Raw genomic sequence first — 14,258 nt, 5'->3', positions numbered from 1 at the left:
CTCACACCACCACGTCGGCTTCGCCGAGATGGAGGGCCAGCCACACGGTCGGCTGCCCGGGATCGGTGAAGGTCACCCAATGCGGCGTATCGGCCGGAATGAACAGATGGTCGCCCGGCGCCAGCGCGACCTCGCGCTCGCACAGCGCCACCCGCGCGCGACCGCGCAGCAGCAGCACCCACTCGTCGTGCGCCTGCAGGTAGGGCGCCTCCTGCGGCGTGGTCTGCCCGTGCGAGACGATGCGCTCGACGCGGCAACCGGAGCGCCGGAGCAGTTCGGTGAAGATTTCGCCGCCGCGGGCATCGGGCAATGCGTCCAGCAAGGAACCGGACAGGATGGGCGCGTCGGTCATCTCAGCAGCCCCTCGGGAGGCGCAGACCGACCGGCTCGCATCGGCGCCGGCAACGACCTGCCATGGCACTGGCGCTTGCAGCGGAGACCGGGGCGGCGGTGGCGGACGATGTCATGCGCGCATGGACCGAGGACCATCGGGACTGCCGAGGATATCGCGAATGCGCGGCAGCGGGTCGTGCTGATCGACGGCGCTGCGTGTGGAATCCGTTAAGGCGGCAATGCACATGCGCGCGCCTCTTGCCGGCGGCGCATGCGACGCTGCGGATGACGACGTCCCGCAACGCAGGCGCGGCCATGCCGCCGCAACCATCGCACCCGCCCCGCGCGACGCGATCGTCGCAGCACGCAGGCCGCACAAACGCACACGGCGCCGGGAATGCTCCCGGCGCCGTGTGCGCGGTCTTTCGCAGGCGACGCGCGTCAGTGCACGGTGCTGCCAGCCTTGGCCTTGTCCAGCATGTCCTGCACCGACACCGTGGTGATCGGGTGGTAGCCGGGCTTGGCCTTGGCGAACACCTCTTCGGCGAAGGCCAGCCCGTCCGGCGTCTTCACCAGCTCGGCGTAGATCGGCAGGATCAGCTTGCGGCGGCCGACGCGGGCGATGAACTCGCCGGCGGCCGGGCGCGCGTCCACGTATCCGCTGCGAATCGCCAGCGGATACCAGCGCATGGCGATCTCGCCATTGGCGGTGCCGGTGAAGTGGTAGGCGTCGTCGAGCTGCTTGAGCTGCGCCGGGGTCAGCTTCTCGCCCAGGCCGCTGAGGAAGCGCGTCCACTCCTGGGTGCTCCAGGCATCGGTCACCTGCTTGCCCGGCAACGTGCCGCTGCCGGCCCAGGCGATGCGCGCGGTGTCGACCATGGCGAAGTTGCGCGAACGCGCCTTCTGCGCGAACGCCGGAATGCCCGGCTCGTCCAACCACGCATGCAGTTCCTGCGCGGTCACCGCATTCGGCTTCTTCGGCAGCAGGTGGGTCTTCAGGTACTCGACGAACTGGTCGGTATTCGCGCTCTGGAACGCGTGGTCGTCGAACCAGCCGCGCAGGAACGGATCGAAGGTGTCGCGACCGAAGCGCTGTTCCAGGAACTGCAGGAACCATGCGCCCTTGACGTAGGCGACCTGGCTCAGCGCCTCGTCCGGATCGCGCTCGGTCAGCGCCGGCAGCGCCAGCGCCTGGTCGGCCGGGCTCATGCCCTTCAGTTCGGCGAGCAGGTCGGTCTGGTCGATCTCGCGCTCCATCTCCGCCGCTTCGGGGCCGTACAGCGCCTCGGTGATGCGCGCCTGCACGTAGGTGGTGAAGCCCTCGTTGAGCCAGATGTCCTTCCAGCTGGCGTTGGTCACCAGGTTGCCGGACCAGCTATGCGCCAGCTCGTGCGCGATCAGCGACACCAGCGACTTGTCGCCGACGATCACCGTCGGGGTAGCGAAGGTCAGGCGCGGATTCTCCATGCCGCCGAACGGGAACGACGGCGGCAGCACCAGCATGTCGTAGCGGCCCCAGCGGTACGGACCGTACAGCGTCTCGGCGGCCACGATCATCTTCTCGGTGTCCTCGAACTCCTTGGCCGCCTTGTCGACCATCGCCGGCTCGGCCCACACGCCCGAGCGCGCCGAGATCGGCTTGAACACCAGGTCGCCGGCGGCGATCGCCAGCAGGTAGGACGGGATCGGCTGCGGCATCTTGAAGCGGTAGTCGCCGTTGCGCACCGCCTTGGGATCGTTGTCGGCGCTCATCAGCACCATCACGTCCGGACGCGAGACCACATGCGCGCTGTAGGTGAAGCGCACGCTCGGCGTGTCCTGCAGCGGCACCCACGAACGCGCGTGGATCGCCTGCGACTGGCTGAACATGAAGGGCAGCTTCTTGCCCTCGGTCATCGACGGCTCCAGCCACTGCAGGCCCGAGGCGGTCGGCGCGGTGTGGTAGGTGATGCTGATCGTCTGCGGCTGGGTGGGCGCCTCGATGGTCAGCTTGCTGCCGTAGATCTTGTCGGCCGGCGCCAGCGCGTACTGCAGCGGCGCCTGCTGGCCCTTGCCGTCGTCGGCCTGCACCTTCTCGATGGTCAGATCGCGGGTGTCCAGCACCAGTTGCTTGGCGCTCTTGTCCTTCCAGTCCAGCGTGTAGGTGGCAGTGCCGCCGATCTGCTTGCTGTCGAAATCCAGCTTCAGATCCAGCGCCAGATCCTTGATCACCACCTTGGACGGCTCGGCGTAGGAGGTCTCGTCGTGGCTGCGATCGGCAGGCTTGGCCGCGGCGGGCGCCGGCTTGGCGGCAGTGGCGGCCGCATCGGGCGCGGACGCTTCACGGGAACACCCGGACGCGATCACCGCGGCCAGGGACAACAACAGGAACGGGGAACGCATGGCGGACAGCACCGGTTCGGGAAAACCCGAAGTTTACCGGAAGGCTGGGAGTGGGGATTCGGGAGTGGGGATTGGCAACGGCCGTGCGGCGCGCGCTGACGATCTAAGCGGGGATTGGGGATTGGGGATTGGGGATTCGCAGCAGCGAACAGCCGACGCGCTGACGAATCCCGAATCTTCAATTCCCAATCCCCGCTCCACTCAGATCTTGTCGCCGAGTGGATCGCCACGATGCCGCCGGCAGGGTTCTTGTAGTGGTTGCGGGCGAAGCCGGCTGCTTCCATCCTTGCCCTCGCGTCCCGCGGCGAATGCTTGCGCCGGCACCGCAGGACCGCGCGTGGGGACTGAAGTCCCTCCCGCAAAGACGGCACAGGGCCCGCGATCGGTCAGCACCGACCGCCTGCTCTTGCGATTCCCCAATCCCGATTCCCGAATCCCGGCTTTCTGTGGCAGATGCTGCACCGGCACCGCCGGACCGCGCGTCGGGACCGAAGTTCCTCCCACAAGGACAGCCCAGCGCCGCGTTCGGTCGGCAACCGATCGCCCGCGCTTGCGATTCCCCAATCCCGATTCCCGAATCCCGGCTTTCTGTGGCAGATACTGCGCCGGCACCGCCGGACCGCGCGTCGGGACTGAAGTCCCTCCCACAAGAACAGCCCAGCGCCGCGATCGGTGGGCGACAGATCGCCCGCTCTTACGATTCCCGAATCCCCACTCCCGATTCCCGGCTTCTCAGATCTTGTAGCCCGAATGGATCGCCACGATCCCGCCGGTGAGATTCTTGTAGTGGCTGCGGGCGAAGCCGGCCTCTTCCATCATCGCCTTCAGCGCGTCCTGCGGCGGATGCTTGCGGATGCTCTCGGCCAGGTACTGGTAGCTGTCGGCGTCCTTGGCGAACAGCTGGCCCAGGCGCGGCAGCACCTTGAACGAATGGAAGTCGTACAGCGGCTTGAACCAGTCGGCGGTGACCTCGGAGAACTCCAGCACCCGCGCCTGGCCGCCGACCTTGAGCACGCGATACATCTCGCGCAGCGCCGCGTCCTTGTCGGTGACGTTGCGTAGGCCGAAGGCGATGGTCACCAGGTCGAAGCTCTGGTCCGGGAACGGCAGCGCCTCGGCGTTGCACTGCACGTAATCCAGGCCCGCGACCAGGCCGCGGTTGGTGAGGCGGTCGCGGCCCACCGAGAGCATGCCGGCGTTGATGTCGCCCAGCACGATCTCGCCGTCGGCGCCGACCCGGTCCTTCAGCAGCGCGGCGATGTCGCCGGTGCCGCCGGCCAGGTCGAGCACGCGGTCGCCCGGCTTGACCTGCGCGGTGGCGACGAAATAGCGCTTCCAGACCCGATGGATGCCCATGCTCATCAGGTCGTTCATCAGGTCGTAGTTGCCGGCGACCGAAGTGAAGACCTCGCCGACCAGCTTCTGCTTGTCCTTGGCGGCGACGTCGCGGAAGCCGAAATGGGTGGTGCCGGATTTGTAGGGAGATTCGCTCATGCCGGGATTATCGCACTGCCGGCCGCTCCGTGCCGGTGAAGCGCCACCCGGGATGACAGCCGCCGGCCGCCTGCGCCAGACTGCGGTCAGACTCCCGTTCCCCCAGGCCATGCCATGCTGACCACGCCCGACTACCGCGCCCTGCTCGACACCGCCATCGCCGAAGCCCGCCAGGGCCTGGCCGAAGGCGGCATCCCGATCGGCGCCGCCCTGTACCACCGCGACGGCCGCCTGCTCGGCTGCGGCCACAACCGCCGCGTGCAGGAAGGCGACCCGTCCGTGCACGGCGAGACCGATGCCTTCCGCAAGGCCGGACGCCAGCGCCGTTACAAGGACACCATCATGGTCACCACCCTGGCGCCGTGCTGGTACTGCAGCGGCCTGGTGCGGCAGTTCAACATCGGCACCGTGGTGGTCGGCGAATCGGTGACCTTCCAGGGCGGCATCGACTGGCTGCGCGAGAGCGGCGTGGAGGTCATCGACCTGCACAGCCAGGAGTGCATCGACCTGCTCGGCGGCTTCATCGCCGCGCACCCGGACGTGTGGAACGAGGACATCGGCGAGGACTGAGCGGTCCGCCGCGGGCGCCGCGCTCGGCGCACCAGGCAGGACGCCCGCCGATGCGCCCACGGGCCGACACCAGGCCATGCCGAGCGACGCCAACCTGGCGCGCCGGCTTGCCCCGCCCGCCCCTCGCCGCCGCCGCGCCGGCACCCCGGCGCGGCCAAGCCTGAGTACCCCAGCGCCAGCAGCGGCGGGAAGGGGCCTGCCAGTCGAGTGTTATATTGTTTCAAAATCGACACCAATCTCACCGCATGCCGTCTGTTGCCCTCGCTTCGCCCACCTCCCTCGCCGTTCCCGCGACGCCCGCCGCGCGACTGGCCTCGATCGACCTGCTGCGCGGCACGGTGATGCTGCTGATGCTGCTCGACCACGTGCGCGAGACCTTCTACCTGCACCACCCGGTCGGCGACCCGATGGAGGTGGAAGGGACCGCGCCGGCGCTGTTCGTCGCGCGCACCCTCGCCCACCTGTGTGCGCCGGTGTTCGTGTTCCTCACCGGCCTGTCGGCCTGGCTGTACGCGTCCCGGCAGGCCGACGGGCGCGCGGCGGCCGCCCGCTTCCTGCTCAAGCGCGGCCTGTTCCTGATCGCGCTGGAGCTGACCCTGGTCAACCTGGCCTGGAGCGGCGCCTTCCCGCCGCAGGCGCTGTACCTGCAGGTGATCTGGGCGATCGGCCTGAGCATGCTCGCCCTGGCCGCACTGCTGTGGCTGCCGCGGCCGGCGCTGGCCCTGCTCGGCGCGGCCCTGGTCGCCGGCCACCACCTGCTGGACGCGGTGCAGGTGCAGGGCGACGGCCCGCTCGCGGCCGCCTGGGCGGTGCTGCACGACCGGCGCTGGCTGGAGTTGGGCGAGCTGCGTCTGCGCACCTCCTACCCGGTACTGCCGTGGATCGGGGTGATCGCGCTCGGCTATGCCGCCGGCCCCTGGTACGGCGCCGCCGCCGAGCCGGCGCAACGCCAGCAGCGCCTGCTGGCCTGGGGGCTGGGCGCGCTGGCCGGCTTCCACCTGCTGCGCTGGCACAACGGCTACGGCGATGCGCCCTGGCAGGCGCAGGACGACCTCGCGCATACCGCGATGAGCTTCTTCAACGTCACCAAGTACCCGCCGTCGCTGCAGTTCCTACTGCTGACCCTGGGCGTGGGCCTGCTGTTGCTGCGCCTGTATGAACATCCCGCCGTGGCCCGGACCCTGGCGCCGCTGGCGACGATCGGCGCGGCGCCGATGTTCTTCTATCTGCTGCACCTGTACGTGCTGAAGCTCGCCTACCTGGCCGCGCTGGCGCTGTGGGGCGCCAACCAGGGCGACCTGTTCGGTGTGGACAGCGTGGCCGCGCTGTGGGCGATCGCCGCCTTGCTGGGCCTGGCCCTGTACTGGCCCACCGCCGCGTTCGCGCGGCTGAAGGCGCGGCGCCGCGACCTGGGCTGGCTGCGCTACTTCTAGGTTCATCTGCGTGCAATGCAGGCGTGATCGACTGCCGGTTCCCTCGTTCGCGCCTGGAGACCTGCGATGTCCACCCGCCTGCCGCAGTTGCTGCTGATCGGCCTGACCCTCGCCGCCTGCGCCGGATGCGCGAACGCGGCGAGCAAGCGCGACGCCTGGGTGGTGCAGCAGATCCACGACTACAACCATCCCTACGCCGCGCAGCGCGCCGAGCTGGACACCAAGATGGCGACCATGGCCACCGGCGCCTACGCCTTCTACCGCGGCACCGACCATATTTTCTACCAGGACATGACGACCCTGCCGGGATCGCTGTGGACCTCCCCGCAGACCGGCTACACCTGGCTCGGCGGCGACACCCACCTCGGCAACTTCGATGCGGCGCGCGACAGCAGCGGCAAGGCGGTGTTCAAGGTCGCCGACTTCGACGAAGGCCACCTCGGCCAGTACGTGTGGGACCTGCGCCGGCTGGCCGCGAGCATGGTCCTGGCCGGGCGCGACAACGGCCTCTCCGACAGCGAAATCGGCGACGCCATCGACACCATGGTCGGCGCCTACCTGGACAAGATCGCCGATTTCCGCGGCAGCGACGCCGAAGAAAGCTTCCAGCTGAGCAAGCGCAACACCAGCGGCGCGGTGGCCAAGATCATCGACAGCGCCGACGGCAAGAGCCGCAGCAGCCTGCTGTCCAAGTACACGGTGGTCAACGGCGGCAAGCGCCAGTTCCAGAACCTGGACAACCTGGTCGCGGTGGACGCCGGCACCGCCTCGGCGGTGGCCGCGGCGATGAACGGCTACATCGGCTCGATCGCCGCGTCCAAGCGCTATGCGGCCAGCTACTACAGCATCAAGGACGTGCGCCAGAAGCTGGGCTCGGGCACCGGCAGCCTCGGCCGCCTGCGCCTGTACGTGCTGATCGAAGGCTCCAGCGCGTCGACCAGCGACGACGTGATCCTGGAGTGGAAGCAGGAAGCGGCCAGCGTGGTCGCCGTGGCCGCGCCGTCGCAGATGCCGGCCTCCACCTACGACAACAACGAGGGCGCGCGGGTGGCGCGCACCGCCAAGGCGCAGACCATCGACGCCGACGTGCTGGTCGGCTACGCCAGCGTCAACGGCACCCCGTTTTACGTGCACGAGAAATCCCCGTTCCAGCAGGACCTGGACCCGACCGCGCTGGACAGCGCCGGCAAGCTCGCCACCGCCGCCACCTACCTGGGTCAGGCCCTGGCCTCGGCGCATGCGCTGGCCGACCAGGACTACGACCCGAACGTGGTGCCCTACAGCATCGACAAGCAGATCGACCAGGCGGCCAGCAGCAAGAGCGGCCTGAAATCGGAACTGCGCCAGTTCGCGTTCGACTACGCCGCGCAGGTGCAACTGGACTGGCAGTCGTTCGTGGCCGCGTACAAGGCGGGCACGCCGCTGTATTGAACGCGGCGGGGGTGGCCGGGATCGCCCACGCCGTCTTGGCGCTGCGGGAAACATACCCGGCCTGCGGCACGCTCTCCTGTCGGAGCGACTCTCGTCCCCTTTTGTGGGATCAGTCGCGACGAGGCGTTACCGGCAAGTCCCGTCACTACTGAAGTCGCTCCTTGTATCTGGACATGGAGCCCTGATGGCGTTATGTCTACGGTTCTTCTTTTCGTCCGACACGCAAATCTCAAGCGAAAGCAAAGGCTTTCGCCCTTGCGGGCGAGTTACTTTTCTTTGCTCGCGCAAAGAAAAGGTAACCAAAAGAAAGCGCGCCCTGCCTCGCGCCCTCCGCGCTAACGCGCTCCGGGTCCGCGTCCATCACGGGGATCCGCGGAAGGGGCATCCTGCCCCTGCCGCGGACGGCGCACATCCCTGTGCGCCGCCCTTCGGGTTTTTCCCCGCGATGGCCGCCGCTTCAGAAGGGAACCCAGCAAGTCAAAAGCAAGGGCAAGAGCCAAAGCCAAGCGACCGCGACTCACACAGGGACTCGTGGTGATCGCTGTCCGGGCGCGATGTGGGAGGGACCTTCGTCGCCTTTTGTGGGATCAGGCACGACGGCTTCCGAGTTCAGATCGTCCGCCTACTCAGTTCGTCGTGGTTGCATGACAGTTGACTCCCACAAAGGGGAACGCATCGCGGGCGTGCGTCGACCCGGAATTACAGGATGTACCGGCTCAGGTCCGGGTCCTGCACCAGCTCGCCCAGGTGCGCATCGACGTAGGCCGCGTCCACGGTGACGCTCTGCCCGTCGCGGTCCGGGGCTTCGTAGCTCAGCGTGTCGAGCAGGCGCTCGAGCACGGTGTGCAGGCGCCGCGCGCCGATGTTCTCTTGGCGCTCGTTGACCAGGAACGCGATCTCCGCCAGGCGCGCGATGGCGTCGTCGGTGAAGCGCAGGCTCACGCCCTCGGTCAGCAACAGCGCTTCGTACTGCTTGGTCAGCGCTGCCTTCGGCTCGGTGAGGATGCGGATGAAGTCGTCCTTCGACAGCGCCGACAGCTCCACCCGGATCGGGAAGCGGCCCTGCAGTTCCGGAATCAGGTCGCTGGGCTTGGCGAGGTGGAACGCGCCGGAGGCGATGAACAGGATGTGGTCGGTCTTGACCGTGCCGTACTTGGTGCTGACGTTGGAGCCTTCCACCAGCGGCAGCAGATCGCGCTGCACGCCTTCGCGCGAGACGTCGCCACCGGTGGCGCCGGCCTCGCTGCGCTTGGCCACCTTGTCGATCTCGTCGATGAACACGATGCCGTGCTGTTCGCAGGCCTCGATCGCCGCGGCGCGCACGTCGTCCTCGTTGACCAGCTTGCCGGCCTCTTCCTCGATCAGCAGCGGCCGCGCGGCCTTGATGGTCAGCTTGCGCGACTGCGACTTGCCGCCGCCCAGGTTGGAGAACATCTGCCGCAACTGCTGGCCCATTTCCTCCATGCCCGGCGGGGTCATGATGTCCATGCTGACGTTGACCGCGACATCCAGTTCGATCTCGCGCTCGTCCAGTTCGCCGGCGCGCAGCATGCGGCGGAACTTGCTGCGGGTGTCGCTGTCCTGCGCCGAAGGCTCGTTGCGCGCGGCTTCCGGATCGAAGCCGATGCCGGCGCTGCGCCGCGGCAGCAGCGCATCGAGGATGCGGTCCTCGGCGCGCTCCTCGGCCTGCGTGCGCACGCGGGTCTTGGCCTGCTCGCGGTACAGCTTGACCGCGGTGTCGGCCAGGTCGCGCACGATCTGCTCCACGTCCTTGCCGACGTAGCCGACCTCGGTGAAGCGGGTCGCCTCGACCTTGACGAAGGGCGCATTGGCCAGCGTCGCCAGGCGTCGCGCGATCTCGGTCTTGCCGACGCCGGTGGGACCGATCATCAGGATGTTCTTCGGCATCACTTCGTTGCGCAGCGCGTCGGGCAACTGCATGCGCCGCCAGCGGTTGCGCAGCGCGATCGCCACCGCGCGCTTGGCCTCGTGCTGGCCGACGATGTGGCGGTCCAGCTCCTGCACGATCTCGCGCGGGGTCATGGTGGAGGTATCGGGATTTGGCATTGGGGATTGGGGATTCGTAAGAGCGGAGGAGGAAAGATCGATGCGTGGTCGGCTAGCGGGAGGGAGTCGCTCGGCGAATCCCCAATCCCGACTCCCGAATCACAGCTCTTCGACCACCACGTTGCGATTGGTATAGATGCAGATGTCGCCGGCGATGTTCAGCGCTTCGACGGCGATGGTGCGGGCGTCCAGCGTGGTGTGGCCGAGCAGCGCGCGCGCCGCCGACAGCGCGTAGGAACCGCCGGAGCCGATGGCGATGATGCCGTCCTCCGGTTCGATCACATCGCCGGTGCCGCTGATGATCAGCGAGGTCTCCTTGTCGGCGACCGCCAGCAGCGCCTCGAGCTTGCCGAGGCGGCGCTCGGTGCGCCAATCCTTGGCCAGCTCCACCGCGGCGCGGGTCAGTTGGCCGTGCTTCTCCAGCTTGGCCTCGAACAGTTCGAACAGGGTGAATGCATCGGCGGCGGCGCCGGCGAATCCGGCCAGCACCTGGCCCTCGCGGCCGAGCCGGCGCACCTTGCGCGCATTGCCCTTCATCACGGTGTGGCCCAGGGTCACCTGGCCGTCGCCGGCAACGGCGACACGACCATCGCGGCGCACCGACAGGATCGTGGTGGCGTGGAAAACATTGGGGTTCTGACTGGGATCCATGCGGCCTCCGGAGCGATGACTCAGGTGTGGGGGCTGGCGGCGCGCGGTTCAAGCGTCGCCGTGATCGGACGGGTCGTCGCCGAGTCGGACATGCGCCGGCCGTGCCGGATCGGCGGCGATGCCCCACGCGACGTACCAGTCCTCGCCCTCGGTCTCGAGCGGGTGCAGGGTGCGTCCGACACCGTTGCCGCAGCCCAGTTCGTGTGCCGCGCAATCGCGGTCGCAGCCCCAGCACAGCCGTTCGGGATGGCGCGGCGCCAGCGGAAAAGGGTTGGCCATCAGTGGGCCCTCGCGACATGGGAGGGCAGTGTCGTCCGGTCTGCGCCGGCGCGCCTTGATCCAGAACAAGCGTGGAACGACAGCGGCCGTGTCGGCCGCGATCACGCGGTCAGGACTTGCGCTTGGCGCGCGGGTGCGATGCGTCGTAGACCTTGGCCAGGTGCTGGAAGTCCAGATGCGTGTAGATCTGCGTGGTAGCGATGTCGGCATGGCCGAGCAGTTCCTGCACGCCGCGCAGGTCGCCGGAGGATTCCAGGATGTGGCTGGCGAAACTGTGCCGCAGCATGTGCGGATGCACGTGCTTGAACAGGCCCTGGCGCCCGGCCAGTTGCTTGATGCGGATCTGCACCGCGCGCGCGCCGATCGGCGCCCCGCCACGGCCCGGGAACACCGGCGCGGCGGCCTCGCCCCGGCTTTCCTCGCGCCACGCCAGCAGCGCGGTGCGCGCATGCGAGCCGACCGGCACCAGCCGCTGCTTGTTGCCCTTGCCCAGCACGCTGACCATGCCGGCGACGAAATCCAGATCGCGCCAGCGCAGCGCGCACAGTTCGCTCAGGCGCAGGCCGGAGGAATAGAACAGCTCCAGCAGCGCGCGGTCGCGCAGGCCCAGCGGCGCATCGGTCGGCACTTCGACCAGGCGCACCGCTTCGTCGGCGTCGAGCACCTGCGGCAGTTTGCGTGGCGCCTTCGGCGCGCGCAGTGACGCGGCCGGGCTGGTGGCGATGTGACCGTGCTTGAGCAGCCACGCATAGAAGCTGCGGCAGGCCGACAACCGCCGCTGCAGGCTCTTGGGCGACAGTCCGCGGCGGTGCTCGGCGGCGATGAAGTTGCGCAGTTGCGCGGAATCGAGCGCGGCCGGTTCGCCAAGCAGGTTGGCGGCCGCCCACGCCTCCAGCGCCGCCAGGTCGCGCCGGTACGCGTCCAGGGTATGCGCGGACATGCGCCGCTCGACCTGCAGGTAGGCGAGGAACCGGGACGCGGGACCCGGGACCCGGGACCCGGGAGAAGCGGCATCGCTTGCGGTGCCGGCAGTGCCCTGCCCGGCCTGGTGATCGGCAGCGCCGATTCCGGCGTTGTCCCGGGTTCCGGGCCCCGGATCCCGAGTCCCGGCCCCACTCATCGCTGCAACGCCACCGCCAGCGCCTCGCCCATCATGCGCAGGAACAAGGTGCCCATGCCGGGATAGAACCGGTTCGGGTCGCGGCTGCCGACTGCGATCAGGCCCAGGCCGGGCAGCGGCAACAGCGCAGTGGATTGCACCTCGTCCACGCGCTCGCCGTACAGCAGCGCCTGCTTTTCCGGTTGCAGGCGGCCGCAGATCGGCTCGCCGTCCTTCAGGCAATCGCGGAACGGCGCCAGCCGCGCATCGTCGGCCGCCAGCACCTGCAGCCATGGCGCCTGCTCCAGGCCGGGCAAGGGCTGCAGCAGCACGATGCTGACCAGGTCGCCCTGGAAATCCTCCTGCAGCGAGGCGGCCATCGCACGCACGCTGTCGGCGGCGCTGCGCTGGCGCATCAGCGCCAGGGTGAGCTGATGGGTGCGCACCGCCAGCCGTTCGTTGACCTGCGCGTTGGCGGCCAGATCGGCCAGCCGCCGCGACAGTTCGCGGTTCTTGTCGCGCAGCACTTCCAACTGGTAGCTGGCCAGCGACGCGGTGGGGCCGTCGTCGCGCGGCACCACCAGGGTCAGCGCCAGATCGGGAAACTGTTTGAGGAATCCGGGATGGCGCCGCAGCCACGCCGCCACCTCGTGCGCACCGATCTTGTCCTGACTGTCGCTCATCGGATCCATTCTCCATCGAAGACGAACGTCGCCGGCCCGGACATCACCACCGGTGCGGTGTCCTCCGGCCATTGCACGCGCAGTTCGCCGCCCGGCAGGCTGACGCGCACGTCGCGCTCCACCCGGCCGCGCTGCATCATCACCGCGGCGGCCGCGCAGGCGCCGCTGCCGCAGGCCAGGGTTTCGCCGACGCCGCGCTCGTACACGCGCAGGCGCAGGTGGCCGCGGTCGATCACCTGCACGAAGCCGACGTTGACCGAATCCGGGAACGAGGCATGCTGCTGCAGCAACGGGCCCAGGCGCTCCACCGGCGCTGCATCAACCAGACCCACTTCCAGCACCGCGTGCGGGTTGCCCATCGACACCGCGCCGAAGCGCACGCTGCCGCCCTGCAGCGGCAGCACGTATTCGTCGCGCGCACGCGGGAAGCCGACCAGCGGCACGTCCTCCGGCGCGAAGCGCGGCACGCCCATCGCCACGGCGAATTCGCCGGTGGCGCTGCGGGTGATGTGGTGACTGCCGGCGGGGCTTTCGATGACAAAATCGTCCGCGGCCGGCGCACTGCCGTCGCGCACCAGCCAGGCCGCGACGCAGCGTGCGCCGTTGCCGCATTGCCCGGCGGCGCTGCCGTCGGTGTTCCAGATGCGGTAGCTGGCGACCGCCGCGGCGTCGCGCGGCGGTTCGATGGTCAGAATCTGGTCGCAGCCGACGCCGAAGTGGCGGTCGGCCAGTCGCACCGCCAGTGCGGCGTCCGGCGGCGGGGTGCCGTCGCGCAGGTCGAGCACCACGAAATCGTTGCCCGCGCCCTGCATCTTGCTGAAACGCAGGCGCGCGTCGTGGCGGGCCTCACTCATTCCCATTGGTGGGCATGGTGGTGTCGTTGGCCGGCGGGCGCTGCCCGTCCACCGGCTGTGCCTGCCCGGCGGGATCGGTGGTCGCCGGCGGCGTCGCATCCGGCGCGGGCGTGGCGGGCGCGGCTTCCACCGGCACCGGCTTCTGCGGCATCACCAGCGGACCCTTGTTGCCGCAGCCGGCCAGGGCCAGCAACGCAGCGGCGGAGAGAACGAGACGGATCGGAGAAGAGGACGATGTGCTCATGCGCCGAGTATAGCCACACCGGCATGAACCGGCTGTGCCGCGCTCGCGCAACACAGCGCGCTCACTCGCGCGGCGGTTCCGGCCGCCACCACAGCCATAGCGCCACCGCGCTCATGCAGCCGATCGCCAGCACCTGTACCCACAGCCGGTGCACGAACAGCAGCAGCACCAGCGCGCACGCGGCCATGGTCAGCGTCGCCATCCACTTGCCGCGGCGGCTGACCGCGCCATGCCGTTCCCAGTCGCGGATGCTGCGGCCGAAGCGCGGATCGCGCAGCAGGCGCCGGCGCAGCCGCGGCGAGCCGCGCGCGGCAGCATAGGCGGCGATCAGCACGAACACCGTGGTCGGCAAGCCCGGCACGAAGATGCCGACGATGCCGGTCGCCAGGCTGGCATAGGCCAGCAGCCACCAGGCCCAGCGGAAACGGGAGTGCGTGCGCATGACGGCATGATAAGCCTGCGCTGGCGCGGGCAGGCGCCGACCACCTGCCGAGGCGACTGCGGTAGCCGCGCGGCAGCGGCTGTGGGGGCCGCCTCAGCCGGGATGGAGGAAGCCATCGGCGCATCCGACGCATTGCAGTCGGGACTGAAGTCCCTCCCACAAAGAGTGACCAAGCCGCCAGCACTACTGCCGGCTCTCTCGCGGTGATCAGGCGTTCCGTCTACCGTCCACCGGTCACCGTAGGAGCGGCTTCAGCCGCGACGAGCGAAGCCTTCGGCTTGTCCGACCTCCGCGCA

General features: G+C 69.1%; 14 protein-coding genes and 1 pseudogene. 3 read left to right on the top strand and 12 right to left on the bottom strand.

All coding sequences use genetic code 11. The features are described 5' to 3' along the window. Window position 1: 1 nt before the first annotated feature. The 4 genes and pseudogenes from AC1PMG_RS03900 to ubiE form a co-directional block, all read right to left on the bottom strand. Window positions 2-352, bottom strand: a complete 351-nt coding sequence (locus AC1PMG_RS03900; protein WP_481110728.1) for a cupin domain-containing protein — start codon at window positions 350-352, stop codon at window positions 2-4. Between the two features lie 422 nt (window positions 353-774). Continuing rightward, complete coding sequence (locus AC1PMG_RS03895; protein ID WP_481110727.1) at window positions 775-2,715, bottom strand: M1 family metallopeptidase; 1,941 nt, start codon at window positions 2,713-2,715, stop codon at window positions 775-777. Window positions 2,716-2,930: 215 nt separating this feature from the next. Then, window positions 2,931-3,032, bottom strand: a pseudogene (locus AC1PMG_RS03890) (bifunctional demethylmenaquinone methyltransferase/2-methoxy-6-polyprenyl-1,4-benzoquinol methylase); the annotation flags it as partial. A gap of 415 nt (window positions 3,033-3,447) precedes the next feature. Continuing rightward, window positions 3,448-4,209, bottom strand: a complete 762-nt coding sequence (gene ubiE / locus AC1PMG_RS03885; protein ID WP_152243601.1) for a bifunctional demethylmenaquinone methyltransferase/2-methoxy-6-polyprenyl-1,4-benzoquinol methylase UbiE — start codon at window positions 4,207-4,209, stop codon at window positions 3,448-3,450. Window positions 4,210-4,323: 114 nt separating this feature from the next. On the opposite strand from ubiE, the gene AC1PMG_RS03880 reads away from it, so the two are divergent. The 3 genes from AC1PMG_RS03880 to AC1PMG_RS03870 all read left to right on the top strand — a co-directional run bounded on the left by AC1PMG_RS03880 (window position 4,324) and on the right by AC1PMG_RS03870 (window position 7,643). Next, window positions 4,324-4,779 carry a nucleoside deaminase gene (locus AC1PMG_RS03880; protein ID WP_010341927.1) on the top strand — a complete coding sequence of 152 codons (456 nt, stop codon included), beginning with the start codon at window positions 4,324-4,326 and terminating at the stop codon, window positions 4,777-4,779. A gap of 245 nt (window positions 4,780-5,024) precedes the next feature. Next, window positions 5,025-6,212, top strand: coding sequence for an acetyltransferase domain-containing protein (locus AC1PMG_RS03875; protein ID WP_481110726.1), 1,188 nt, complete (start codon window positions 5,025-5,027; stop codon window positions 6,210-6,212). Window positions 6,213-6,278: 66 nt separating this feature from the next. Then, window positions 6,279-7,643, top strand: a complete 1,365-nt coding sequence (locus AC1PMG_RS03870) for a DUF2252 domain-containing protein (protein WP_481110725.1) — start codon at window positions 6,279-6,281, stop codon at window positions 7,641-7,643. Window positions 7,644-8,342: 699 nt separating this feature from the next. Here AC1PMG_RS03870 and hslU read toward each other — a convergent pair. The 8 genes from hslU to AC1PMG_RS03830 all read right to left on the bottom strand — a co-directional run bounded on the left by hslU (window position 8,343) and on the right by AC1PMG_RS03830 (window position 13,962). Continuing rightward, window positions 8,343-9,710 carry an ATP-dependent protease ATPase subunit HslU gene (gene hslU, locus AC1PMG_RS03865; RefSeq protein ID WP_026144567.1) on the bottom strand — a complete coding sequence of 456 codons (1,368 nt, stop codon included), beginning with the start codon at window positions 9,708-9,710 and terminating at the stop codon, window positions 8,343-8,345. Between the two features lie 99 nt (window positions 9,711-9,809). Next, window positions 9,810-10,361, bottom strand: a complete 552-nt coding sequence (gene hslV / locus AC1PMG_RS03860) for an ATP-dependent protease subunit HslV (protein ID WP_010341232.1) — start codon at window positions 10,359-10,361, stop codon at window positions 9,810-9,812. 48 nt (window positions 10,362-10,409) lie between these two features. Continuing rightward, window positions 10,410-10,640, bottom strand: a complete 231-nt coding sequence (locus tag AC1PMG_RS03855) for a DUF3079 domain-containing protein (RefSeq protein WP_481110724.1) — start codon at window positions 10,638-10,640, stop codon at window positions 10,410-10,412. A gap of 109 nt (window positions 10,641-10,749) precedes the next feature. Beyond that, window positions 10,750-11,580 carry a tyrosine recombinase XerC gene (xerC, locus tag AC1PMG_RS03850; RefSeq protein WP_481110723.1) on the bottom strand — a complete coding sequence of 277 codons (831 nt, stop codon included), beginning with the start codon at window positions 11,578-11,580 and terminating at the stop codon, window positions 10,750-10,752. Between the two features lie 176 nt (window positions 11,581-11,756). Beyond that, on the bottom strand, window positions 11,757-12,422 hold the full coding sequence (locus tag AC1PMG_RS03845) for a DUF484 family protein (protein WP_295844490.1): 666 nt from the start codon (window positions 12,420-12,422) through the stop codon (window positions 11,757-11,759). Further along, window positions 12,419-13,276, bottom strand: coding sequence for a diaminopimelate epimerase (gene dapF / locus AC1PMG_RS03840; protein ID WP_153750633.1), 858 nt, complete (start codon window positions 13,274-13,276; stop codon window positions 12,419-12,421). Before dapF ends, AC1PMG_RS03845 begins: the two co-directional genes overlap by 4 nt. Next, window positions 13,269-13,520: an LPS translocon maturation chaperone LptM gene (lptM, locus tag AC1PMG_RS03835; protein WP_017914634.1), complete on the bottom strand. Its 252-nt coding sequence runs from the start codon at window positions 13,518-13,520 to the stop codon at window positions 13,269-13,271. Before lptM ends, dapF begins: the two co-directional genes overlap by 8 nt. A 61-nt stretch (window positions 13,521-13,581) precedes the next feature. Beyond that, window positions 13,582-13,962 carry a YbaN family protein gene (locus tag AC1PMG_RS03830; RefSeq protein WP_048491060.1) on the bottom strand — a complete coding sequence of 127 codons (381 nt, stop codon included), beginning with the start codon at window positions 13,960-13,962 and terminating at the stop codon, window positions 13,582-13,584. Between the last annotated feature and the right edge of the window lie 296 nt (window positions 13,963-14,258).

The sequence above is a fragment of the Xanthomonas sp. NCPPB 2250 genome (assembly GCF_056725265.1).
The sequence above is the reverse complement of the archived record's forward strand: the minus strand, read 5'-3'. Positions and strand labels throughout refer to the sequence as shown.